Origin of the sequence: Vibrio sp. EJY3, from assembly GCF_000241385.1 — a bacterium.
Classification (GTDB): Bacteria; Pseudomonadota; Gammaproteobacteria; order Enterobacterales; family Vibrionaceae; genus Vibrio; species Vibrio natriegens.
Genome location: NC_016613.1, coordinates 1,016,333 through 1,040,781, shown reverse-complemented (window position 1 = coordinate 1,040,781; position 24,449 = coordinate 1,016,333). Strand labels below are relative to the sequence as shown.

The following is a 24,449-nucleotide window of genomic DNA, read 5'->3' as shown; positions in this document are numbered from 1 at the left end:
TTACTTAGCTTCGTTAGCGACAATCGCTCTTACAGCATCTAAGTCTGCTTGAGTGTCAACACCTGCTGCTGGAGCTTCCTTCGCTACCGCAACGTGAATTTTCTCGCCATACCAAAGTACGCGAAGCTGCTCAAGGCATTCAATTTGCTCTAGCGCACTTGGTGCCCAGTTGATGTAAGTATTAATGAAACCTGCGCGGTAAGCATAAATACCAATATGGCGCATCAAAGGATTAGCAATGGTTTTATCTTGCTTGGCAAAATTGTCACGATCCCATGGAATCGTTGCTCGGCTAAAGTACATGGCATAGCCTCGTGAGTCCGCCACCACTTTTACCGCATTTGGGTTGAAGACTTCATCTTCGGAGTCAATTTCTACCGCAAGCGTTGCCATTGGAGCATCACAAGCTGCGAGATTATCAGCAACTTGACGAATGATTGATGGTGGGATTAATGGTTCATCACCTTGTACATTAACAATAATGTGATCAGCAGGGATCGCCATTTTCTCAACCACTTCAGCCAAACGCTCAGTGCCTGACTCATGGTTTGGTGACGTCATGCAGACTTTTCCACCAAACTGCTCTACCGCAGACGAAACACGTTCGTCATCGGTTGCAATAATGACATCTTCAGCACCGGCTTGCATGGCTTGTTCGTAAACCCACTGAACCATAGGTTTACCACCAATATCAGCCAACGGTTTGCCCGGTAAGCGACTAGAAGAATAACGAGCGGGAATAACGACTGTAAAAGACATTAACGCCCCTCATCCATGCTCATGGTTCTTGCTTCCGGCTCAAGCAGAACAGGAATGCCTTCTTTAATCGGATAAGCAAGACGATCCACTTTGCAGATCAACTCTTGATTATCTTTATCGTACGTCAGCTTACCTTTACACACAGGGCAAGCTACAATCTCAAGCAGACGATGATCCATAAGTCGCTTTAACCTCTTTTATTCTATTTAAAATTCGCTCTGCATCGCTTGTTGCAAACTGAGCAGATACAGGCAGATACCACCAATTATCTTGTGCGTATTCACGGCACTTGACGGCGTCTTTCTCTGTCATGATCACATTGGCTCCTTGTTGAGCCAATGTTTCTAATTCTTGCTGATCAAAATCTTGATGGTCTGCAAACCCTTTGGTGACTTTGACGTCAGCATTCAGCATATCCAGTGTATGAAAAAATCGCGGTGGGTGGCCAATGCCTGCAAACGCTACCAGGTCGTTTAACTCTGAGACTTCAACTTGCTGTTTCGTCTTCAGGTTAATCGCCTTCTCCGGCGCCAGTGACATCGCGATTTCACTTTGTTTAGCCTGACCACCATTCGTAATCACGAAATCGACTTCTTTTAGCCTTTCAACACTTTCTCGCAAAGGACCCAAAGGTATCAGACTTTCGTTACCAAAGCGTCGATTGCCGTCAACGATCACCAACTCAATGTCTCTCGCTAATGCGTAATGCTGGAGACCATCATCCGTGATCACAATATCAACGCCAGTCGCCAACAGCGCTTTAACCGCATTCGCTCTCATCGGGTCAACGGCAACGGGAACCCCAGTGCGATTATAAATAAGTTTAGGCTCATCACCGCAATGTTTCGCGGGCGTATCGACATCTAAAACGAGTGGATAGTGAGGTGCTTTAGCTCCATAACCACGTGATACAACACCCGGCTTGTAACCTAGCTGTTGTAATTGCTCCACCAGCCAGACCACAACCGGCGTTTTACCATTTCCGCCAGCGGTAATATTACCAACTACGACAACAGGTACAGGGGCTTGATACGCTTGTTTGCTCCCTTGCTGGTATTGTTTTCGCTTCGACTGACTGATTGCACCAAATAACAAACTCAGTGGCCACAGAAGCGGCCACAAGAGATATTTTAATGGGTGGTTTTCAAACCAGATTTTTTCAATCACCGCTTAACCGCCAAATTGAATTCGGTGTAATTGCGCATACGCACCGTCTTTTGAGATCAGGTCAGCATGGTTACCACGCTCGACAATCGCACCATCATCAACAACGAGGATTTCATCAGCTTTTTCAATCGTCGACAGACGGTGAGCAATCACTAGCACGGTTTTATCTTTTTGCAGCTCATCTAATGCAGCCTGAATCGCACGCTCCGACTCGGTGTCCAGTGCCGAAGTAGCCTCATCCAAAATCAACACTGGCGCATCACGTAGCAATGCACGTGCAATGGCAATACGTTGACGCTGACCACCTGAAAGACTCGCACCATTTTCACCAATCATGGTATCGAGGCCGTGCTCCATTTTGCTGACAAACTCCATCGCATGTGCGAGCTCAGCCGCTCTTTCGATATCACTGCGCTGGAAGTTATCTTCGGTTGCATAAGCAATGTTGTTTGCGATCGTATCGTTAAACAAGTGAACATTCTGGGAAACCAAAGCAAACTGTTCACGCAGGTTTCTCAGCTCGTATTCGCGGATATCGTGGCCATCAAGCTCAATCACACCGCTGTCCACATCGTAAAAACGGTTGAATAAGTTCGCGATGGTACTCTTACCGGATCCCGAACGACCGACCAGAGCGACCGTCTTACCCCGAGGAATGTCAAAGCTAACATGTTCAAGTGCAGGCTTTTCTGAACCTTCGTATGTGAAAGTGATGTCTTTTACAGAAATATCACCATTCGCACGCTCAACCTTGTGCTTACCTTCATTCTTCTCAGGTTCAAGATCGATAAGAGCAAACAACGTTTGGCTGGCAGCCATACCGCGTTGGAACTGAGAGGTCACGTTAGTCAGTGCTTTAAGCGGACGCATCAGACCAAACATCGCTGAAAATACTACGGTAAACGTACCAGGAGTCAGTTGCTCTTTAATGGAGTCAATACTCGCCAAGTACAGTACCGCTACAATCGCAACAGATGCAATCATCTGGATGATTGGGTTTGCGGCAGCCTGAGCCGTCACCAGTTTCATGCTTTGCTGACGCATTTGGTTGCTGACTTTTTCGAATCGTTGACGTTCGATGTCCTGACCACCGTAGCTCAGAACAACTTTGTGCCCCTTCAGCATTTGTTCTGCAGAAGCGGTTACGTTACCCATCATGGTTTGCATATTTTTGGAGATCTTTCTAAAGCGTTTAGAGACAACGCCAATCCCCCATGCGACAACCGGCGCTACCGCAAAAAGAACCAATGATAGCTGCCAACTGTTGTAAAACATCAGCGTCAACAGACCAATAATACTCGCCCCTTCACGAACAATACTCACTAAAGCACGGCTCGTTGCCGCTGAGACTTGCTCTGAATCATAAGTGATACGAGACAACAGGTTGCCTGTCTTTTCTTTATCAAAGTAAGACACGGGCATATGCATAAAGTGGTTAAATACAAGACGTCGTATCTGCATGACGACGTTGCCAGAAACCCAGCTCAAGCAATAATCGGAGACAAATCCACTGGTACCACGAATAAACATCATGGCAAAAATTATCAACGGAAGAGTGCGCAGGAAATCAGACTCAGCGCTGCCAAAACCTTCATCAAGCAAAGGTTTTAGTAAGGAGATCATATAGGTGTCTGAGACAGCATTAATAACTAATGCAATGATAGCAACGATTAGACCAGCTTTATAAAGGCGAATAAATTGCCATAGACGCTTGAACGTCTGCCAAGTCGTTTCATCAGTATTTATCGACATAGAAGTGCTTTATTTTCTTACATTAAGACTCTCATTCTAACCCCTTACGCAGCATCTGCCTATACCAAGGCTCAAATGTATCACTGCGTTTGGTTACAAAATCCCACTTATGTTTCGTTACTCGGATAGTAACTTGTCCACCCTCACCAGTATCAAGCCATAGTGACCCTGCATTGAGATACGAGGTCACTACCTTATCAGCAGGCATTCCCCACTGATTGTTTTTCGCCAGTGATGCTACCGCTAATGTTGGAGAGACTGCATGGATAAAAAGAGGATTGGAGGAACTTTTGCTACCGTGATGAGGAACGAGCATCACATCACTAGATAATTTTTCAGGCTCACGAAGAAGTATCCACTCACTAATCGACTCAATATCACCCGTGAACAGCATGGAAAAATCAGATTCTCGGTCTCTGAGTCTAAAGACACACGAGTGAGGGTTGTAGGCTCGTGTGACCATTTGGGGTGGCCAGAGCACTTCGATATCGAGTTGCTGCCACGTCCAATTATCACCGCTCACACAAGGTTGATACCCACTAAAATCTTGGCTGCTGCGTTTATGGCTCGGCTTGAGGTGCGTTTCAATCACTTGCCTTCCTCCTGCGTGGTCATTGTCTGAATGACTGAGAACCAAGGTATCAACCTCTCTAAATCCTCTGCGATGTAACACAGGTATAATCACCTGCTCCGCAACACTGCCCTCCGGCCAGGATTTTCCAGTATCGTAAATCAGAGCTTTACCCTCTTTTTCTACCAGAACGGCAAGACCATGACCGACATCGAGAACATCGATTCGCCAACTGGTACTTTTTTGCCCATTCCAACTTGAAATGATGATGGTAATAACGCACAGCAATAACCAACCCTGCCAAAGCAATAACCGCTTCAAAACCAAGAAAGTACAGAGAGAAAACAGTATCCACGTAAGTTCTATCGACAATGGTTGCCACGTACCAAAGGCATACTGAAGAGATTCACTTAACGGCCATAAAGAGAAATCCATCAATTGCCAAACTATTGGCGAGAATGCGGGTAGTAATAAAGAAGTAGATAACGCGATAAACATTAAAGGAACGACGACAAACCCAAACCATGGGATAAACACAAGGTTATAAGCGATGGACGATAAGCTGAAACCAGAGAAAAAATAGCCACTGATAGGTATGACAAATACACTCAAGGCAAGTTGAGTCACAAACAAGGTTCGCAGTTTTCCTCGCCAGCTACTGTTATTGAACCGCACAAAGTTAATGACCAACAGCACCATACCCACAGAGAGGTAAGACAACCAGAAACTCATACTAAAAGATGCGAAAGGCTGAATAAGTAACTGAAAAGCAACCGCCAGTAGCAACACTCGCCAGGTACTCCAGTGAACCAAACCGTATTTTAAAACAATGTAGATGACACAAACCGATACGGCACGAGTGGTTGGCAGAGAAAAATCAGCGAGCCAGGCATAACATAGCGCGACGGTTAACCCCGTGATTGAAGGCACCACTTGATAACGCGGGAAAACGGAGCGAACACTTACACCGAGCCAAAAACCAAAGCTAAAAGCCATTCCAATGTGCAGCCCGGAGATAGAGGCCAGGTGCAATAATCCACTGTCTCTCAGCCCTTGCCAGTCATCACCAGAAAGCCAGCTTCTATCAGCAAATACCAGAGCACTGATTAACGGAAAGTGGTCTAGATGGGAGATATCATCCATTACCAGATTGATTATCGACTGACGTACAGAACTTCCGTTACGAATAATCCAGTGCGCATCGCCAGTCACAATCATTCTGGCTAAAATACCATTTCCCATTGCCTGCTTTTCAGCGTCGAAACCCGCTTCGTTACGTAACCCAATAATGGGCTTTACCTGAGCCGTGGTCGTAAATTCACTGTTAACAGGGATAGGAAAGGTGGTGATAAAACGGACTTTAGGTTTAAGAAAAGGTAACAGACTTTGATCACCCACTTGTTTTATCGTCACGAGTCCTTCATATCCATGACTTATTTGATTAAAAGAGCTGTCAACTTTGCCAGTTATGGTACTATTCTCCCCTACATTAAAAAGGGCTTGTCGCTGATACTCCAATACATTGCCGTGGATGATGACTACCATTAAGCCCAAAATTACGCCTATGCTAATTAAGCCACGACGTAATTTAATTATTGAACCAGTGGTAATTATTCCCAGCAGCAGCCAGCGCCAATCTGGCATTATCGGCCACCATGCCGATGAGACAATGCTTGCGACAAATAACGCCAAGGTGCAACTTTTTTCTGAGAGAGTCATGCAGTCCTATGCCTAGAAAGCTGATAAAACGCTTCATGCCAGATCACGAGTTGATCAAACGTCAAAAAGCATTAAAAGTCTTCGGCAATGTCCTATATAACCCGAACCTTTGGTGCCTTAACCGTCGCTCTGCGTCTGGCGCGTTTGCCGTTGGTCTTTTTATGGCGTTTGTACCGCTTCCTAGCCAAATGATTATGGCGGCAGGTTTAGCCATTTTAATGGGTGTCAACTTACCGCTTTCTGTTGCTCTAGTTTGGGTTAGTAACCCAATTACGATGCCGGTTTTGTTCTACTTCGCCTACAAGATTGGCGCATGGGCTATGCATGTTCCTCCGCAACCATTTCACTTTGAGCTATCGTGGGAATTTATCATGCAGCAAATGCATACTATCGGACCACCATTCCTGCTCGGCTGTATGATATGTGGCGTCGTCTCAGCTATCATCGGCTACTTTGGTATACGCGGAGTATGGCGCTACTCTGTAGCCCGTAGCTGGAATAAACGTAAAGTAAGATAAGTCGTCGGCACAAAAAATTCAGCACTCTGATTAGCTGATGAGGAGCAGATAACGCTTAACCTGAAAAGCAATGTCGCTCGAGTATGTTAACCTGATAGCAAATACACAAAAGGACCGAATTCGGTCCTTTTTGTTTTTTTGCCTGCTTTGATTTTACTTCGCACTTAAAACCGCAGCTGGGTTTAACTTAGCCGCGCGAGAGGCAGGATACCAAGTCGCTAACAAGCTGAGAACAATTGCCGTAATCGACACCAAAGCAACATCCGGCCAATGCAGTTGTGATGGTAAGAAATCAACAAAATAAATGTCACCAGATAAGAAATGGTGTCCGATTAGTTGCTCTAATCCTGTGATAAGCGGCGTTAGGTTTAAGGCGACTAAAACACCAATAACACTGCCGACCAAACTACCCAGCACGCCAGAAAATACGCCTTGCCAGACAAATATTCGCTTGATCAGGCTGTCTTTTGCGCCCATGGTTCTGAGAATTGCAATTTCTGCCGCTCTGTCTTTAACCGCCATCATTAAGGTCGAGACGATATTGAAACAAGCCACACCTATCACCAGCACCATCACCAGATACATGATCGTCCGCACTAACTGGATATCACGGTAAAGAAAACCAAACTGTTGCTGCCAGCTTTTCAGATAAACATACACATCGATAAGGCCGCCCACTTCACGAACAATTTCCGGGGCGTTAAGGACATCGTTTGTCTTCAGCGAAACACCAGTAACACCATCTCCTAAACGGGCATATTGCTGAGCATCCGCTAATGGCACTAACGCAAGAGAGTGATCAATCTGGCCATTCAAGGTCAAGAAACCTATAACCTGTACACGAACACGCTTTGGTGCCTGAACTTTTGTACCCGTGCCCGTTTGGGGAATCATTAACGTGACATAGTCACCAACTTCGGCATTTAACTCAGTCGCTACACCCCGGCCTAAAATTACCTGCTGCTGACCCGCGTAAAAGTTCTGCCACGCTTCCGGGTCGATAAAATCAGACATATTGGAAACGGCTTGTTCAAATGAAGGTTCCACCCCGCGTACTTCAACCGCTTTGAGCTTACTGCCCTTCTCTGTTAACCCAGTGAAGCGAACATAGGGTGCAGCCGCAACCACATTTTTATGCTTCAACGCTTGATTCATGGTCTTGGCGTAGTTCTGTAGTGGGCCATCGACCCCCTCTAACTCACCATGTGGAATCACCGACAACACTCGCGACTGTAATTCTCGCTCAAAACCATTCATCGCAGACAGGCCAATGATGATGACGGCGACACCAACGGCAATGCCAATGGTGGAGGACAAAGAAATGAACGAGACCATCTTGTTACGCTTTTTAGCGCGACTAAAACGACCACCGATCATTAATGCTAAAGATGAAAACAAAATTAGCCCTCCGCCACAGATACTTGACTCGTTAAACGATCCACCAGCAAACCGTCTTGCATGTGCATTTGGCGATCCATCTTCGCGGCCAGTTCGTTATCGTGTGTCACTACCAAAAAGGCGATGTTCGATTCTTGGTTTAACTCCCGCATCAGGTCATAGATCGACAACGCGGTGTTATGGTCCAGATTACCCGTCGGCTCATCAGCCAGCACCAAGTCTGGCTTGTTGACCAGAGCACGCGCAATCGCCACACGTTGACGCTCACCACCAGACAACTCCGATGGACGATGATCGATACGGTGACCTAACCCGACTTTATCCAACAACGCTTGTGCTGCCGCTTTCGCTTCCGGGGCTTTCGTTCCGCCAATTAAGAGTGGCATTGCCACGTTTTCCAACGCCGTAAAATCAGCTAACAAGTGATGAAACTGGTACACAAAACCGAGGTGCTTATTGCGCAGTGCGGCTTGCTTATTTGAACCGAGTGACGACAAGTTTTGACCTAAAAAGTCCACTTCGCCGTGCGTCGCATCATCGAGTGCACCAAGAATATGTAGCAAAGTGCTTTTACCCGAGCCCGATGAACCAACAATAGAAACCAGCTCACCTTTCTCAATATCAAAGCTGACACCTTTAAGCACTTCCGTATCTAACGAACCTTCTCGGTAGACTTTACGAATATCACGACATTCTAATAGCTTATTCATAGCGAAGTGCCTCAGCAGGTTTAACAGAAGATGCTCGGTAAGAAGGGTAAACAGTCGCGGCCAGGCTCAGAGCAATTGCCAATACCACCACTAACAGAATCTGAAATGAATCAATTAAAATTGGCAGACGGCCGCCAAAAGAGAACAACGTGACACCAGCCGCCTCAAGAATCGGATTTAAGTTGAGAGATAATGTCACGCCAGCCAAACCACCAACAATCGCACCAATCACACCACTGCTTGCGCCTTGAACCATAAAGATTGTCATTACTTGAGTTTGCGTCATGCCCTGAGTTTTAAGAATGGCGACTTCGGCTTGTTTTTCCATCACCACCATGATCAGAGCAGAAATAATATTAAACGCTGCAACACCAACGATCAGCCCCAGCATTAAGCCCATCATGTTCTTTTCCATTTTTACTGCCTGAAAAAGTTCACCACGCTGGGCACGCCAGTCGCTCCACTGCCATCCCTCTGGCATTGGTTTATCAGCGAAATCCGTCACCATAAACGGATCAGAGAAAAAGACACGCCAGCCAGACACGGTATCCTGCGGTAATCGCATCAGCTTGGCTGCATCGGTCATATTGACGATCATAAGCTGCCCGTCAACATCGGAACCCGTATTAAAAATGCCAGCAACCGTAAAGTTACGCTGGCTGGGAATACGGCCAATTGGCGTAAACTGCGTCGCGTTTGTCACCATAAGGCGAACTTTGTCACCGATAGAAACTTTCAGAGAACGGGCAAGGCTATGCCCCAAAAACACTTGGTATTCGCCTGCTTCTAGAGCAGAGAGTCGACCAGCGATTAAGTGGTTAGCAATTGGATCGCCCTTTTTGGGCTCAATCCCAATCAAATACCCTGCAGTCAATTGTGCGGAGCTTTGAATAACAGCTTCGCCACGAACGACAGGTTCAGGCTTCGCGACTTTTGAAATGTTCTGAATAAATTCAGGGGCTGTTTCAGTCAATGGTGTATTGCCGTCGCTCTGAGAAATCACAGCATGAGGAAGTACACCAAGAATGCGTTCTTTAAGCTGCGCTTCGAAACCATTCATTACGGACAGAACGGTCACCAACGCCATCACTCCGATGGTGATGCCTGCGGTCGACATATAGGAAACAAATCGGCTAAACCTATCTCCGGAGCGACCCCGAAGATACCTCAAACCAATAAATAATGAGATAGGATGATACATATAAGACAAACCAACCGGCTGTTTTGATATAAGACTAAACTTTGTCGGCTATCTTACCTTACTCTTCTGGTGAAAAAGACAAGATAATCGCTAAATTTGTCAACGACATGCAATAAGTCCGCATTTAAAGCAAAAAGTTCAGGCCAAAAAACCGGTAAACTTGATAACTTCATTCAGTTAGCGATAATCAGTGCCTTACTCTCTGATTTGCAAATCAATCAGAGAGCGCTCGCAGGCCAAAGGACAACCATATGACAGAGCAAGAATATTTCACCGTTCACCACAGCATCACCATCAACGTGGAAGCGTTAGGTACCGATTTTGCTTTGCCAGATGAAGAAACCTTTGTTGCTGAAATTCCGGCGCCTTTCATTGTCGCTTGTGAGTTTAGCCAATTAGACATGTTGTCAGACAACGCTCGCTCGGAACTAAAAAATAAAGATTTAAAGCACGTTATCAGCTTACTCGACACGCAAAATACCAAGCTCAACCTCCTGTTAAGCTTTATGCTGTCACAGCAAGATGACGCCTCCGTCAGATATCAAACCACGCAGTTTGGAGCGAGCCAGCTAAGCTATCATGCCAATAGCAAATTAGACATAGAACAGTTAGTGCGTGTGAAACTGTTCCTCGATAATCCGGCCGCAGCAATATACTGCTACGCTAAAGTCGTAGAATGTGCTTCGTCGGATCAGGGCTTTCTCGTCACGCTGAAATACAAAATGCTCAGAGACGCCGATCAAGACTTACTGATCAAAGCCGCCTTATACCAACAACAAAAACTTTTACGTCAGCGCTCACTGGAGCGAGATAAAAAATAACTCCTATGACAAAAGCAACGATACTTTCCGTCACCAACCCATCTGAGCGTGGCGATAAAAAACAGTTAGGTAATTTACCTGGCGCTGCTCTGCCGCTTGCGATTGCAGAGCTCGCAAAACAGCATACAAGCCATTCACTGCTTGTTGTGCCAGATCCTCAAATCGCCCTGAAACTGCAAGCAGAAATAGAGCAGTTCACCGATCAGCCTGTCAGCCTTTTCCCTGATTGGGAAACACTGCCATACGATAACTTTTCTCCACATCAGGAGATCATTTCTGATCGGATCGCGCGCTTATACCAGTTGCCTACCCAACAAAACGGCATCACGATTGTGCCAGTCAGCACCGTACTGCAGCGTCAATCTCCGCGTGATTTCTTGTTGCAACACACTTTGATGGTAAAAACCGGCGATCAGTTTTCACTCGAAAAGCTGCGTGTTCAGTTAGAAAACTCAGGCTATCGTCACGTAGATCAGGTTTTTGGCCCTGGTGAGTATGCAAGCCGTGGTTCCATTCTTGATCTCTTCCCTATGGGTTGCGATGACCCGTACCGTATCGATTTCTTCGATGATGAGATCGACACCATACGTACGTTCGATCCAGAGAACCAACGCTCGATAGAAGACATCAAACAGATTCAGTTGCTTCCCGCTCATGAGTTCCCGACCACCAAAGAAGCGATTGAAGAGTTTCGTACCCGCTGGCGTACTCAGTTTGAAGCGCGTCGTGAGCCTGAATCGATTTACATGCAGGTGACCAAAGGAACGTGGCCGGCAGGGATTGAATACTGGCAACCCTTGTTCTTTGACCATACAGAAACCCTGTTTGATTACTTGCCAGAAGACTCGCAACTGATCACTTATGGTGACATTGAAGCCGCCGTAGAAACTTTCTTAACTGACGTTGAGTACCGTTACGATCAGAAGAAAATCGATCCATTACGCCCACTGCTTGCACCGCATGATCTGTGGCTGAAGAAGGATGAACTCTTCACCCACTTCAAACAGCTTCCGCAAGCACAACTGCATCTGGACAAAATCGTCAAGCGTGCTGGTCGTCAGAATTTGGCGGTGCAGTCGTTAGCAGAACTGGGCGTTCAACAGCAGAACAAAGAACCACTTTCGCGTCTGCGTCAGTTCAGTGAGCAGTTCACTGGAAAAATCATCTTCTCTGTTGAATCAGAAGGTCGACGTGAAGCGCTCACAGAGCTTCTACAAGGCATTAAAGTTCGCCCTGTCGCTCACCAATCGTTCTACAAGGCGCTCGATTCTAAAGATCGATTTAGCTTGATTCTGGGTGCGACTGAGCATGGTTTTATCCATGATGAGCTGAACTTCGCCCTTATCTGCGAAAGTGACCTGCTTGGTGACCGCGTCATACAACGTCGTCGTAAAGACAAAAAAGCCGTCAACAGCGATACCGTTATTCGCCACCTTGCCGAGCTAAAACCAGGCCAGCCCGTTGTTCATATCGACCACGGTATTGGTCGCTATATCGGCCTGCAAACGCTTGAAGCAGGCGGTATGAAAACTGAGTACGTAACACTTGAATATCAAAACGACGCCAAGTTGTACGTACCCGTATCATCACTGAACCTTATCAGCCGTTATTCTGGTGGCGCAGAAGAGAGCGCGCCGCTGCATAAACTCGGCGGAGAAGCATGGGTTAAAGCTCGCCGTAAAGCCGCCGAGAAAGTGCGTGACGTAGCAGCAGAGTTACTGGATGTTTACGCCAAACGTGAATTAAAACCGGGCTTTAAATTCGAATTGGATCGAGGTCAGTACGCCACATTCAAAGCAACGTTCCCATTCGAAGAAACCGATGACCAGGCAATGGCTATCAATGCCGTTATGTCTGACATGTGCCAACCAAAAGCCATGGATCGCTTGGTATGTGGTGACGTTGGTTTTGGTAAAACCGAAGTAGCAATGCGAGCAGCATTTGTTGCAACGGACAACAGCAAGCAAGTCGCAGTGCTGGTTCCCACTACCCTACTTGCCCAGCAGCACTTTGAAAACTTCCGTGACCGCTTTGCCAACTTACCGATCCGAGTAGAAGTGTTATCTCGCTTTAAATCGGCTAAAGAACAGAAAGCGATTTTGCAAGATGTAGCGGAAGGGAAAGTTGATATCGTCGTGGGAACACACAAACTGCTTTCTAACGATATTCGATTCAAAGACCTTGGCCTGCTCATTGTCGACGAAGAGCACCGTTTTGGCGTGCGTCAAAAAGAGAAAGTGAAAGCAATGCGTGCGGATGTCGATATTCTGACCCTAACCGCAACGCCGATCCCTAGAACGCTCAATATGGCGATGAGTGGAATGCGCGATCTGTCCATCATCGCTACTCCACCAGCGCGCCGACTAGCAATCAAAACCTTTGTCCGACAGCGTGAAGAGCCGGTTGTACGTGAAGCGGTACTGCGTGAAATCATGCGTGGTGGTCAGGTTTACTTCCTGCATAATCAGGTCGAAACCATTGAAAAGACCGCTGAAGATCTACAAAAACTGATTCCAGAAGCGCGTATCACTGTGGCACATGGACAAATGCGTGAGCGCGAGCTAGAACGCATCATGAACGACTTCTACCATCAACGTTTTAACGTACTGGTGTGTACCACGATCATTGAAACAGGTATCGATGTCCCAACGGCGAATACCATCATCATGGATCGTGCGGATAATCTTGGTTTGGCTCAACTGCATCAGCTAAGGGGCCGTGTGGGTCGTTCTCACCACCAAGCCTACGCTTATTTACTAACACCGCATCCAAAAGCGATGACCAAAGATGCCATTAAGCGTCTTGACGCCATTGCCTCTCTCGAAGATCTTGGCGCTGGCTTTACGCTCGCAACACACGATTTAGAAATTCGCGGAGCCGGTGAGCTACTTGGTGATGAACAAAGTGGGCAAATTCAATCGGTTGGCTTTACACTGTATATGGAGATGCTCGAACAGGCGGTTGAAGCATTGAAAGAAGGGAAAGAGCCATCGCTGGATGAGTTGCTGCGCGAGCAGACCGAAGTGGAAATGCGCATTCCTGCACTCTTGCCGGATGATTACATCCCCGATGTCAATACACGCCTTTCAATGTATAAACGTATCGCGAGCGTCACCAACGCCGATGAGTTATCAGAATTGAAAGTGGAATTGATTGACCGCTTTGGTCTTTTGCCTGACGCAACAAAAAATCTGCTGGCTGTCTCAGAACTGAAATTTGCCGCAGGTAGTCTGAAAGCGAAAAAGATTGAAGCCCATGATAAAGGTGGATTTGTAGAGTTTTACCCTGATGCTGACATAAATCCAGCGTATTTAGTTAAACTCCTGCAATCACAGCCTCAAAAATTTGCGATGGAAGGTCCAACTAAGTTCAAGTTTAGCGTACCATTAACTGACCGACGCAAACGAGTTCAGTTTGTTAAAGACTTACTGAATGATTTTAAACAGAATTTATTACCAACGAGCTAATAGTCGAATGAGAATACTGATCCCGTTATTACTTCTTTGTGTCTCAATGCCCTCTTGGGCACAACGTCAATTTGATATTGAAGTGATCATTTTCAAGCGCACCGTCGACGCGGAAAACACGAGTGAGTCTTGGCCAGACCAACTACCGAAAATCGACATGACCAATGTCGGCAGTTTAGATAGTGACGCTTATCGCTCATCTAAAGGTGTCTCCTTACTGCCTAGCTCTTCGTTTCGCTTAAACCCGCAAGAGGCTGCGCTGAACAGTCACGCCGGATTTAGAGTATTAAAGCATGTAGCTTGGCGACAAGGTGATCAGGGACAAGGCAGTGCACCGACTTTTCGCATTGTAGCTGGCCGTGATTTTTCAGGCTCGTATTATTCCGATGGCAGCCCTATCGATGGTAGCCAAACCACGTTCGCTAGCGATGGTTACAGTGAGTCAAACGTAAATGGCCCGTTGTACGAGTTAGATGGCAAAATTCAGGTCTACGTTCAACATTACTTGTTTGCAGAGACAACCATGGATTTGCGTGCGCCGGGTGTCAGAGAAATTCGTTTTGAGCCTAAACCCGTTGAACAACTTGCAAACGAAATGGGTGAAGCTGACGGAAATGTTCAGGTTGGTAACTTAGCCGATGTATCGCCAACCGTGACTGAAGAGAAGTTTCTTAAGACTTACCGCCTTGATCAAAAACGCCGCATGCGAAGCAGCGAAACACATTACCTGGACAGCCCTTTAATGGGGATGATCATCCAGGTACGTCGTGTAAACTAAACCATAAAAATAATAAAAGCGCAGCTCAGGCTGCGCTTTTGTTTTATAACTAAAAAACGACCAGTAAGGGAGTCATATCAATTCATGAGCCCCGATTTTGAAATTATTACGCCGCGCTTAGCTTTACGTCTTATTCCTGCCGATGATGCAAATGCTCTGCATACGCTGCTTGCCGAATCCCCTTCACTGCATACCTGGTTAGACTGGTGTGGTGAAAACGTGTCACTCAAATACGCACAGGACTTCTTGCTTTCCACACGCTTGAACTGGGTGAAAACAGAAGCTTTTGGTTTTGGTGTTTATGACCGCGAAAGCAATGCCCTTCTTGGCATGGTGGCTATTAATGAGCTCTACCATACCTTTAACATGGCGAGTATTGGCTATTGGATTGCCGACCGTTATCAGCGACAGGGTTACGCACAAGAAGCGGTTTGTGCATTAGCCGAATTCTGCTTCGCTAAACTTAGCCTGACGCGTATCGAAATTGTCTGCGATCCAGACAATACTGCCAGTCAGGCACTGATCGAATCCGTTGGTGCACACCAAGAGGCAATTGCCAGAAACCGCTACATCTTTGACGGTAAGCCAAAAGATGGCATTGTCTATTCATTGCTACCAGAAGATCTAAAGTAACGTTTGGGACGTAACAGCAGAAAAACAAAAAGCCACCGACATGCGGTGGCTTTGTATTTATAACTGCGTATTTATAACTGATCAGAAACTTCGCACAGCTTTCGCTAAGCGAAGTTTACTCTATTAATGCAGCTTCAAATTAGGACGCAATACGCGGTTGATTCTACCAACCAGCATCATCAAACCAGTCTTGAAAAGGCCGTGCAACGCAATTTGGTGCATGCGGTAAAGTGAAATATACACCACGCGGGCGATACGACCCTCAACCATCATTGAGCCTTTGGTTAAGTTGCCCATCAAGCTGCCCACTGTCGAGAACTGGCTCAGAGAAACCAAAGAACCATGATCTTTGTACACATAGTCTTTTAGTTCACGACCGTTGATCATCGCGACAATGTTGCTGAATGCTCGGCTTGCCATTTGGTGTGCTGCCTGAGCTCTTGGCGGTACAAACGAACCATCTTCCTGAGTACACTGAGCCAAATCACCGATCACAAAGATGTTGTCGTCGCGCGTGGTTTGAAGGGTACTTTTCACCACGAGCTGGTTGATTCGGTTCGTCTCCAGACCCGCGATGTCTTTGATGAAATCAGGCGCTTTAATACCTGCCGCCCAAACCATGATTTTAGCGGAAATCTTCTCACCGTCTTTGGTCGTTAAGCCGTCTTTCTCAGCTTTTGTCACCATTGTTGCGGTACGCACATTCACACCTAGTTTCGTCAACTCTTGATGTGCTGCAGTAGAGATTCGAGAAGGAAGCGCAGGTAGAATACGTGGGCCAGCTTCAATAAGGTTTACATTGAGCTTGCTCGAGTCTAAGTCACCAAAGCCGTATGCACGAAGTTCTTTAATCGCATTATGCAGCTCAGCTGAAAGTTCCACACCTGTTGCACCTGCACCAACGATTGCGATATCAACGGTACCGTTACCATTTTTCGCGTGGAGCTTAAGAAACTCGTTGTTCATTTCGCTGCGGAATCGATGAGCCTGTTCTGGGCTGTCGAGGAAAATACAGTTTTCACGAACACCCGGAGTATTGAAGTCGTTTGAAGTAGAGCCTATCGCCATCACCAGAATGTCATATTCCAGCTCACGGCTTGGCATTAACAGTTCACCATGTTCGTCTGTAAGCTCACTCAACGTGATGACTTTACGCTCACGGTCAATGTCTTGAAGGCTACCCATTTGGAAGTCGAAACTATGATTTTTCGCATGAGCACGGTAGCTCAATGCATCAACACCCTCGTCTAATGATCCGGTTGCTACTTCGTGTAACAACGGTTTCCACAAGTGGCTCGCTTTACGGTCTACCAGCGTAATTTGCGCACGGTTCTTTCGACCAAGTGTACGGCCAAGCTTAGTTGCCAATTCCAGGCCACCAGCACCGCCGCCTACAACGATAATGCGTGTCACAATGATTTTCCTCTACAAAAATGAATAAATGGGTTCAGCTCGACCCTTCACTATCAGTCACACTGATGAGAAGCATCCAACCGATGAATTCTTGGTTCTTAGAGGTGTCTCAAGCTTTTGGGATTAAAATAGATGCTTAATTTTTCTTCATTTTTATCAATTGGTTATTGTGCATCTTTTGCTGCGTCTGATACCTAAAGTTCAGACGAAAATGGGCAAGTTTTTTACCTGCTCTCAATAATTTTTTTGATATTTGTCAAACAATTTTAATCCCGCTCATTATATAGAGCCATGTATTGAAGGCAACCAAAATCCTTGCTCTGAATACGGTTTGCCTACTTTATCGACCAGTCTACAACACCGCCTTCGTGCCACATAGAGCCTCTATGGTAAAACAATAGACAGAACACAATAATTGTTTAAAACAAAGGCAAATTTGGCTAAGTCATAGGTCCATATGGCAGAGCGACAGAATTCATAAATGAGGAGGGTTTGATAAAAAAATAACACTCCGCGGAGTGCCATTTTTGTTTAACAACTGGATGAAGTAGACCGTATTAGGTGTTTTTAAATTCTTTCACGGCTTGTAAATGATGAGAGATCTTCTTGAACTTGTGTGTTTGAGTCTCATCCCAAATAATTGGGTAATGCTTTTCTAGCTCAGCGGCGGTTTCTTTGTTATCGCGCACTTCGTCTTCTTTAGACAAAATAACCAGGCAATGCCCTTTATTCTTTGCTCGAAACTGATCGACACATTTAGTGGCAATGTCTTCATACTCTTCCGGACGGTCAATACGCCCTGCCATGTTCTTCTCAGGATGCAGGTTCGGGTTGAAAATCACCTGCTTGATACCACATAAAAAACCAATTCGCTCTGACCAATAGCCACCGAGACCAACACCACAAATCAATGGATTCGGATCATCGGATTGATCAATAACCTTCGACACCTCTTTTAGCAAATGCTGCATATCGTGTTTAGGATGAAGCGTACTGTAATTAATAAAGCGAACGTCATCGTCGATAAATTGTAATTGAAGAACTTTTTCGTGGTTACCCGGGCTAGTACTATCAAAGCCGTGCAAGTAAATAATCATCTGTACCTCTCCCTGTATATATCTGGTACTTTTCTTAAAACTAACACTATTTCCTTACTCTTAAAGGGGAATATGTCACGAGTTATTAAAACAGTGATCGTCAATACACAATAAACCTTTAAACTCGTTGGCACTGCTTAAGTATTGTTCATCTCCCCACAATTGATAAGCCAGTAAGTACCAAAGCATTGCCATCACCAATGTTCTTGGCTGCCACGCTCTCACGCCCTCCAACCAGACAGAGACATCTTCGATATTACGAATTTGGCAATAGCGTTCTACCCCACCGTCGATAGGCACATCGGCAACCTGAAGTATCAGAGCCAAGTCTAATCGTGGATCCGCGAGCCCGGCATACTCCCAGTCGATGGCTTTGACACCCTCATCGCCCCGAACCAAGTTGTAGCTACCTAAATCAAAGTGACACAGTGCCAGCGGCAGTGGCTTTATGCTCGGTTCCGTGCGCCACTTTTGATACAAAGCCTCAAACTCTGTTCCTTTGTAGCTACCGCCTAATTCTAGCCAATAATGATCGATTCGGGAGAGATAAGAGAACGGAACAACCGGTACGGCCTTAGATGGGAAGGTGTGAATCGTTGCAGCGAGAGAAAGTAACTCGTCCAATTCGATACCAATATGAGTGAGTGTTTCTCCTCCTACCCACTCAACGAGAAGACCTTGTTCATGGATGAATACAGGCTTGGGACCAACGCCAAGAGACCCGATGGCGCTTAGAACCTGATATTCATTGTGACGAGAAATGAGAAAAGCCTGACACACTTTACTCAACGGCCTCCAGACGTAAGCTTGCCCATCAGCCGTTTCTAAGCGCCAACAACGGTTTGTCAGCCCTCCTGTGAGGGTTTGAACTTTCACAGGAGGTTCAATAAAGAAGACATCAAGCGCATTAAGCGTCGGATCCAGCTGTTTAGCCTGCGGCCAAGAGAACAGTGCCATTGATGACTTCTCCATTACTATCGGTTAGAGACCGAATAAGCTCTTCGATTGCGCTTTACGGATTTCTGTTTCATCCGCCCATTCGATCAAGCCGGTTTCGAGATCCATCAGTCGCATTGTCATTTTGTAGTACACGTCTTTGTCACTTCCTGCATTCTTCACAATGCTTGAAAGGTTGCCGTAAAGCATGTATTGCGCGCCAACCATTTTACCAAACTGAATAGCAGTACTTTGATTGACTAGCTCATCGGTATTCTGGAAGTTCAGCTGCTGACGAACAGACTCAACGCGGTCCATATCGACAAAACGGAACTTACCTGAATTCAGCATCTTAGTTGAAATCGTGTCTGTAATAGACTCAGTATCAATATGCTCGCTGGTCTTATTTTTAATGCGTTCAACAAACACAATAGGACGCTGATCACGAGTAATTGCAGCTACAGAACCAGACATCATCATGCTATCGACCATTTCAGCGGCAATGGTTTGCAGGTCGGTAGAACCAAAATCAATCGTGGTGGTTTCTGTCGCTTGCGCATCACCGTAAGAGACCTTGTTAGAACACCCCCCTAAAATGACGGCAAGACCTAAAAGAGCAATAATACTTTTTTTCATGAGAGTTCCTTAGTTTATTCAATACCTACGCACTCAAGGCGCAAGCTAAAAATTAATTGTCTTGTGCTTCTCTGATTTGTACTCGGAATCGAGTGCCATTTGGATTCACTGTCACTTCAGAAAGTGTCACTGATTCAAAACCACGCACGATCGCTTTTCGCCACGGCCCCGGTTTGGTATTCACTTCCAGGCCGTTATTGTCATACCAGTAAAAGCGGTAGAGGATATGCTGATCACCTTGATAGTTACTATTAAGCTGAACCACGCCTCTTGGCCGGTCGTCGACATACGTGGTCGTAATCTTGTCTACCAGTAATCGACTGCCCAACACATTGTCGTTAAAAAAGATTTGCTGCGTCTGACCATCAATTCGAATACCGGCAGTGTTGTCTGCACACCCTGCCAAACCTACAATCAACGCTAAGCCAATAAGCCAAGATCTCATTACAATCTCCCCAGTTGTTTATGCCACACAGTCGAATGTGCCCCCTGACGCGAAACCCAAACTAATGTCGTTTGCTGCGCAGGCACATCAAATTGATAGACTTGATCTCCCAAGTTTAAACGTTGTGTGCCGGGTTTCACGATTTGAGAAGCGGTTTTTACTCTCGCTGGCAGCGTTTGCCAGCTTCTGGTATCAGGCTGCTCGGTTAATGTGTTCCAGACGTTAAAAATAATGTTACCAACATCATCACCTTTCGCGGCCGCTTCTTTACGAATACGATCTTTTGCCCAAACTCGGATAGCCTGACGAATAACAATCGTCATCAAACGTTCGTTAAGATCGTTCTGCGCCATGGCATTGATATCGGCCAAATTACTGGAATTAAGTTTAGTGTCATTCAGGCTCAAATCACTAAACCTCTGCGACCCTCGGTTTGGGTAATAAGGCAGTGCTAGTGAATAGATCGCCCATCGTTTTCGACTGTCGTAAATTGGCAGATCAATACGCCAGCCTTGTAAAGCTTCAACCACACCTTGCTCATCAAAAATGATCACGCGACCTTGTGACTTACTCAAACCAGAGGGAGCCTTACCATAACGTTTTTCAAGTAAGCGAAGGTCTTCGTTCATGCCTAACTTCTTGGCGGCATACAGTGTACTTTCTATCACTTGTTTATTGTCTGGCATTACCGCCAGAGCGCGCCGGTAATCGACATACGCACTATTCAGGTCTCGCGACGCTTCATATAAAAGACCCGAAAGATAAAACAGATAGCCGTTTTGTACCGCACTGAGTTTCCCCCCTGCATCGGGATAGTTTGCCAATACGCTACCCAAATTGGCTGACATGCCTTGGTTTTTCAGATCCTCTTCTGCAGCTTGTAACGATTTCTCACGTGCTTTTCTGGCAGCTTCCTGTACTTGGTTAGCACGACGAACTTCAACTAACGCGCCTTCCAGATCATTTTTCTGCAGGTAATTTAGACCCAGATATAAGTGTAAAAAGCCAAGCTCATAGTCAGCGGGTTGATAGTCTTTGAGGTTATCATTGACGGCTAAAGCACCGACATTGGTCGTCGTCTCAGACAGTGAGATTGTGGCACGCTCTTGTTGGACGCGGACAGCACTATCGCTTTTTTCCAGCGCACTAAGGCTGGTTGGATAGTCTTGGGCGAGAAATGAAAGTCTGCCTTTTTCGAAATTGCCAAGTATCTCACCACCAACATCACTCGACTGAAGTTGCTTGGCTTTTACATATTCTCCAGCAACCACAGCTTGATACATTTCTTGGTTTTGATCACTGTAGTGGCTAAACAAATTACCCGCAGACAAATTAGCACAGCCGGTCGCCATAAGAGCCCAACTGACCAGCCCTAATAGCTTCACACCTAATTTCACATTTATCTCCACAAATGTGTGCTCAGAAAAGAGTATAAATTGGGTGGCATATTCACCACCCAATTAAGCATACCAATCACAGTAAGTAAGTGTTCATAAATAGCGTAGGAAAAATGCTTGAGAACAAGGCGAAATTTTTCGATAAGTAGTTATTCTACAATCAAAAATTTTAACGCCGTTATCGAGTATTTTAACAAGCTAGAATGACCAGTTATTTACTACGATTGGTATCAGATTAACTCACCACCATTGGCCCTAAAGGACGGCCGCCCAGTAGGTGCATGTGAATGTGATAAACCTCTTGGCCACCATGTGGGTTGCAGTTCACGATCAAGCGGTAACCGTCTTCAGCAATGCCTTCGTCTTTTGCAAGCTTTTTCGCGACGGTAAATAGTCGTCCCATCATCGCTTCATCTTCAGCTTCGACATCATTCACTGTCGGGATCAATTTATTTGGGATGATAAGGATATGGCTAGGCGCGCGCGGGTTAATGTCACGGAAAGCGGTTACTAAATCATCTTGGTAAAGAACATCAGCAGGGATTTCCTTACGAATAATTTTACTAAAGATAGTCTCTTCCGGCATGGGTACTCCATTTTATAAGTTGTGTAACGTAGTTAGTATGCGCCAACCCTAAGCAGAGCTCAATAAAAACAGTGTTCACTTAACATTATTCATTAAGGTGTTTAAAACAAAGCCTTTTTTGTAGGCTGCGTCATAAAATGCGCGTCGCATAGTCAATACAATCCGGTTAATTTTGTTACATTTTTAAGACAACTATAAATTATCTCCAAATCACTTATAGATACTGATCAGATATGGACTAAACCATTACGAATCCAGCATTTTGACGTCATTTGGAAACCTTTTTGTCTATTTTTGGGAGAGGACGCTCACGTATGCGAGGTTCAGTAATTAAACGGATGTATGCTGGTTTTGGACTTATCATCATCCTATTCGCCGTCACTATTGCCATAATGATGGGTGGAATGAATGACATTCATGGCAAGTTTCAGACCGTATCCGAGTCATCTTTACCGCTGGTTTCGCTATCGAACCAAACCAGTGTCGAGTTACTTTCAGCAGATAAATCTTTCAAAGACTTCCTGACTACTGAGAATAAACAGCGCATGGACGAGTTGCGTCAGGAATTCGCCAAATCTCAACAACGTTTTGAATCCACCCTGGAGCAATTAAAATCCGCGAGTGAAATCTACCCTTCTCTAGCCGAACCCTTTGCTGAGCTAAAAACATTAGAGCAAAGCTACTTTACAGAAGCTATCGAAGCTATGGATAACTACGAAGCCATGTTCGCAGCCCAAGACGCGGTTCAGAAATCTTCACGACGCTTCCAAAAGCTGAATACTGAGCTCTCTATCGGACTGAAAGAATACGTTGATGATCAATCCAGTATTTCAGTGAAAGTGATGGCGAAAAGTTACTTCATTAAACTGAAAGACGCGGAAGTCATTACGTCAGATGCGTTGGCCAGCTCAAACTCTGACTTTGTTACTAAAGCCGTCGCTAAAAACCGTAAAGCGATATCGCACTTAAACGACGCGTTCCGTGGGCTGACAGCTCAATTGCCAGAACTTAAAAAAGTCTTTGGCGATTCAGTCGAACAGTTCACCCGCGATGTAGGCAAACGTGGTGGCGTTCTGGATCAGCACAACAGCTACCTCACCGCTCGCTCTGCGCTGTATGCCAACATAGCTAACCTTACCAGCAAAGTAGACGCAACTATGGCGATTCTTGAGCAGTTTACAACTACCGCCACGGACAAATTAAATGAATCTCTTGCTGACGCGGGAGATATCTACTCGGCAGGGGTTACAAAAGCCATGATCATTGGTGTTGTTGTAGTGCTGTTTGCTGCCGCTATCGGCTATCACATTGCTCACAGTGTGCGTGAACCTCTAACCAAGATCCTCAACGTACTTGAAAGCCTAACCGAAGGCGATATGACGCAGCGAATAGATGTTCGTTACAAAAATGAATTCAGTCGGGTAAGCGGCCACATCAATTCGCTCGCGGATAGCCTGCACAACATTCTGGTTAAGTTGAATGATGCGTCTGAAAACCTGGCGTCTACGGCTGCCACTAACGAGCAAACCTCTTCCCTCGCTCAGAAACAATTGAATTCTCAACGTGAACAGACCGCCAATGTCGCGACAGCAATGACTGAAATGTCACATTCCGTTCAGGAGGTGGCACAAAATGCCCAAAGCTCACTGGAGATGGTACAGCGCGTTGAGTCGGCTTCAGAAGAAGGTCGCAATATCATGAGTGGCAATATCAGCACGATTAATCAGCTGGAGACGCGTTTACATGAGTCTGTCAGTGCCGTTTCTGAATTACAGAAGATGAGCGCACAGATTGGCTCTATTCTGGATGTGATTCGTAACATTGCCGAGCAAACCAACCTATTGGCTCTGAATGCTGCCATTGAGGCCGCTCGCGCTGGCGATCAAGGCCGTGGTTTTGCCGTCGTTGCGGATGAGGTACGTGTTCTTGCTTCCCGTACCACAGAATCAACAACCGAGATTGAGTCGATGATCAGCAATCTTCAATCGAGCTCCCAATCGGCTAACCATGTTATTCAAAGCTGTATGAACGATATGGAAGAGTCGGTGGAACAAGCTTCAAAAGCCAATAGTTCGATGGAAGAAATTCAGGCACTTATCATCGAGATTAGTCAAATGAGCACTCATATTTCGCAGGCCGCCGCAGAGCAAAGTGAAACATCAGCAGACATCGCTCGCAGTATTGAAGACATCAACAATATCGCAGATGAGAGCTATCAGGCCATGTCTAACATCGCGCAAACCAGTGAATCGCTGACTCATCTGGCACATCAACAAAACTCGCTGGTGCACCGATTTACGCTATAGCCATAGATAAAGGAACTGGTTCAACCAACTGTGCAAGGGCGACTTTTTATGATGTCGCCCTTGTTTTTTATCCGTCGTGTCTACATATCGTTAGTATGGCCGACTCATCCTCTTGCATATCTATTTTCGAGCGGCCGCA

At 45.9% G+C, this 24,449-nt stretch carries 21 protein-coding genes; 6 read left to right on the top strand and 15 right to left on the bottom strand.

Going from position 1 to position 24,449, the window contains the following annotated elements; genetic code table 11:
- From kdsB to VEJY3_RS04730, 5 genes are read right to left on the bottom strand one after another with little or no spacing between them, the layout of a single operon-like run.
- Positions 1-759, bottom strand: a complete 759-nt coding sequence (gene kdsB, locus VEJY3_RS04750) for a 3-deoxy-manno-octulosonate cytidylyltransferase (RefSeq protein WP_014231291.1) — start codon at positions 757-759, stop codon at positions 1-3.
- Positions 759-938 (bottom strand): Trm112 family protein, encoded by a 180-nt coding sequence (locus VEJY3_RS04745; protein ID WP_014231290.1) that lies wholly within the window; start codon positions 936-938, stop codon positions 759-761. Before VEJY3_RS04745 ends, kdsB begins: the two co-directional genes overlap by 1 nt.
- On the bottom strand, positions 919-1,926 hold the full coding sequence (lpxK, locus tag VEJY3_RS04740) for a tetraacyldisaccharide 4'-kinase (RefSeq protein WP_014231289.1): 1,008 nt from the start codon (positions 1,924-1,926) through the stop codon (positions 919-921). The genes VEJY3_RS04745 and lpxK overlap by 20 nt, the downstream gene beginning before the upstream one ends.
- Before the next feature lie 3 nt (positions 1,927-1,929).
- Positions 1,930-3,678: a lipid A ABC transporter ATP-binding protein/permease MsbA gene (gene msbA, locus VEJY3_RS04735; RefSeq protein WP_014231288.1), complete on the bottom strand. Its 1,749-nt coding sequence runs from the start codon at positions 3,676-3,678 to the stop codon at positions 1,930-1,932.
- 31 nt (positions 3,679-3,709) lie between these two features.
- Positions 3,710-5,968 carry a DNA internalization-related competence protein ComEC/Rec2 gene (locus tag VEJY3_RS04730; protein WP_041170202.1) on the bottom strand — a complete coding sequence of 753 codons (2,259 nt, stop codon included), beginning with the start codon at positions 5,966-5,968 and terminating at the stop codon, positions 3,710-3,712.
- Between the two features lie 8 nt (positions 5,969-5,976).
- Between VEJY3_RS04730 and VEJY3_RS04725 the strand changes: the two genes are divergently transcribed.
- A complete protein-coding gene (locus tag VEJY3_RS04725) occupies positions 5,977-6,486 on the top strand; it encodes a DUF2062 domain-containing protein (protein WP_014231286.1) in 510 nt (169 codons plus the stop codon).
- A gap of 153 nt (positions 6,487-6,639) precedes the next feature.
- Here VEJY3_RS04725 and lolE read toward each other — a convergent pair whose 3' ends face one another.
- Genes lolE through lolC form a run of 3 tightly spaced genes read right to left on the bottom strand, consistent with a single transcriptional unit; the run spans position 6,640 to position 9,795 of the window.
- Positions 6,640-7,884 carry a lipoprotein-releasing ABC transporter permease subunit LolE gene (gene lolE / locus VEJY3_RS04720; RefSeq protein WP_014231285.1) on the bottom strand — a complete coding sequence of 415 codons (1,245 nt, stop codon included), beginning with the start codon at positions 7,882-7,884 and terminating at the stop codon, positions 6,640-6,642.
- A gap of 2 nt (positions 7,885-7,886) precedes the next feature.
- Entirely contained in the window at positions 7,887-8,594 is a 708-nt protein-coding gene (gene lolD / locus VEJY3_RS04715; protein WP_014231284.1) for a lipoprotein-releasing ABC transporter ATP-binding protein LolD, read from the bottom strand.
- Entirely contained in the window at positions 8,587-9,795 is a 1,209-nt protein-coding gene (gene lolC / locus VEJY3_RS04710) for a lipoprotein-releasing ABC transporter permease subunit LolC (RefSeq protein WP_014231283.1), read from the bottom strand. Before lolC ends, lolD begins: the two co-directional genes overlap by 8 nt.
- 251 nt (positions 9,796-10,046) lie before the next feature.
- Between lolC and VEJY3_RS04705 the strand changes: the two genes are divergently transcribed.
- The 4 genes from VEJY3_RS04705 (at position 10,047) to VEJY3_RS04690 (ending at position 15,494) form a co-directional block, all read left to right on the top strand.
- Complete coding sequence (locus VEJY3_RS04705) at positions 10,047-10,616, top strand: PilZ domain-containing protein (protein WP_014231282.1); 570 nt, start codon at positions 10,047-10,049, stop codon at positions 10,614-10,616.
- A 5-nt stretch (positions 10,617-10,621) separates the two neighbouring features.
- On the top strand, positions 10,622-14,083 hold the full coding sequence (mfd, locus tag VEJY3_RS04700) for a transcription-repair coupling factor (RefSeq protein ID WP_014231281.1): 3,462 nt from the start codon (positions 10,622-10,624) through the stop codon (positions 14,081-14,083).
- Positions 14,084-14,090: 7 nt separating this feature from the next.
- Entirely contained in the window at positions 14,091-14,861 is a 771-nt protein-coding gene (locus tag VEJY3_RS04695; protein ID WP_076633415.1) for a peptidoglycan binding protein CsiV, read from the top strand.
- 84 nt (positions 14,862-14,945) lie between these two features.
- Positions 14,946-15,494 (top strand): GNAT family N-acetyltransferase, encoded by a 549-nt coding sequence (locus VEJY3_RS04690; protein WP_014231279.1) that lies wholly within the window; start codon positions 14,946-14,948, stop codon positions 15,492-15,494.
- A 123-nt stretch (positions 15,495-15,617) separates the two neighbouring features.
- Here VEJY3_RS04690 and VEJY3_RS04685 read toward each other — a convergent pair whose 3' ends face one another.
- From VEJY3_RS04685 to hinT, 7 genes are all read right to left on the bottom strand, one after another.
- Positions 15,618-16,907 carry an NAD(P)/FAD-dependent oxidoreductase gene (locus tag VEJY3_RS04685; protein ID WP_014231278.1) on the bottom strand — a complete coding sequence of 430 codons (1,290 nt, stop codon included), beginning with the start codon at positions 16,905-16,907 and terminating at the stop codon, positions 15,618-15,620.
- A gap of 557 nt (positions 16,908-17,464) precedes the next feature.
- Positions 17,465-18,004, bottom strand: coding sequence for an alpha/beta hydrolase YcfP (gene ycfP / locus VEJY3_RS04680; protein ID WP_014231277.1), 540 nt, complete (start codon positions 18,002-18,004; stop codon positions 17,465-17,467).
- Positions 18,005-18,079: 75 nt separating this feature from the next.
- Positions 18,080-18,961, bottom strand: a complete 882-nt coding sequence (gene thiK / locus VEJY3_RS04675; protein WP_014231276.1) for a thiamine kinase — start codon at positions 18,959-18,961, stop codon at positions 18,080-18,082.
- Positions 18,962-18,985: 24 nt separating this feature from the next.
- Positions 18,986-19,576 (bottom strand): penicillin-binding protein activator LpoB, encoded by a 591-nt coding sequence (gene lpoB, locus VEJY3_RS04670; protein WP_014231275.1) that lies wholly within the window; start codon positions 19,574-19,576, stop codon positions 18,986-18,988.
- A 52-nt stretch (positions 19,577-19,628) separates the two neighbouring features.
- A complete protein-coding gene (locus VEJY3_RS04665) occupies positions 19,629-20,021 on the bottom strand; it encodes a YcfL family protein (RefSeq protein ID WP_014231274.1) in 393 nt (130 codons plus the stop codon).
- A complete protein-coding gene (locus VEJY3_RS04660; protein ID WP_014231273.1) occupies positions 20,021-21,418 on the bottom strand; it encodes a COG3014 family protein in 1,398 nt (465 codons plus the stop codon). The genes VEJY3_RS04665 and VEJY3_RS04660 overlap by 1 nt, the downstream gene beginning before the upstream one ends.
- A gap of 235 nt (positions 21,419-21,653) precedes the next feature.
- Positions 21,654-22,004, bottom strand: coding sequence for a purine nucleoside phosphoramidase (gene hinT, locus VEJY3_RS04655; protein ID WP_014231272.1), 351 nt, complete (start codon positions 22,002-22,004; stop codon positions 21,654-21,656).
- Positions 22,005-22,318: 314 nt separating this feature from the next.
- Between hinT and VEJY3_RS04650 the strand changes: the two genes are divergently transcribed.
- Entirely contained in the window at positions 22,319-24,310 is a 1,992-nt protein-coding gene (locus VEJY3_RS04650) for a methyl-accepting chemotaxis protein (RefSeq protein ID WP_014231271.1), read from the top strand.
- Positions 24,311-24,449: the final 139 nt, after the last annotated feature.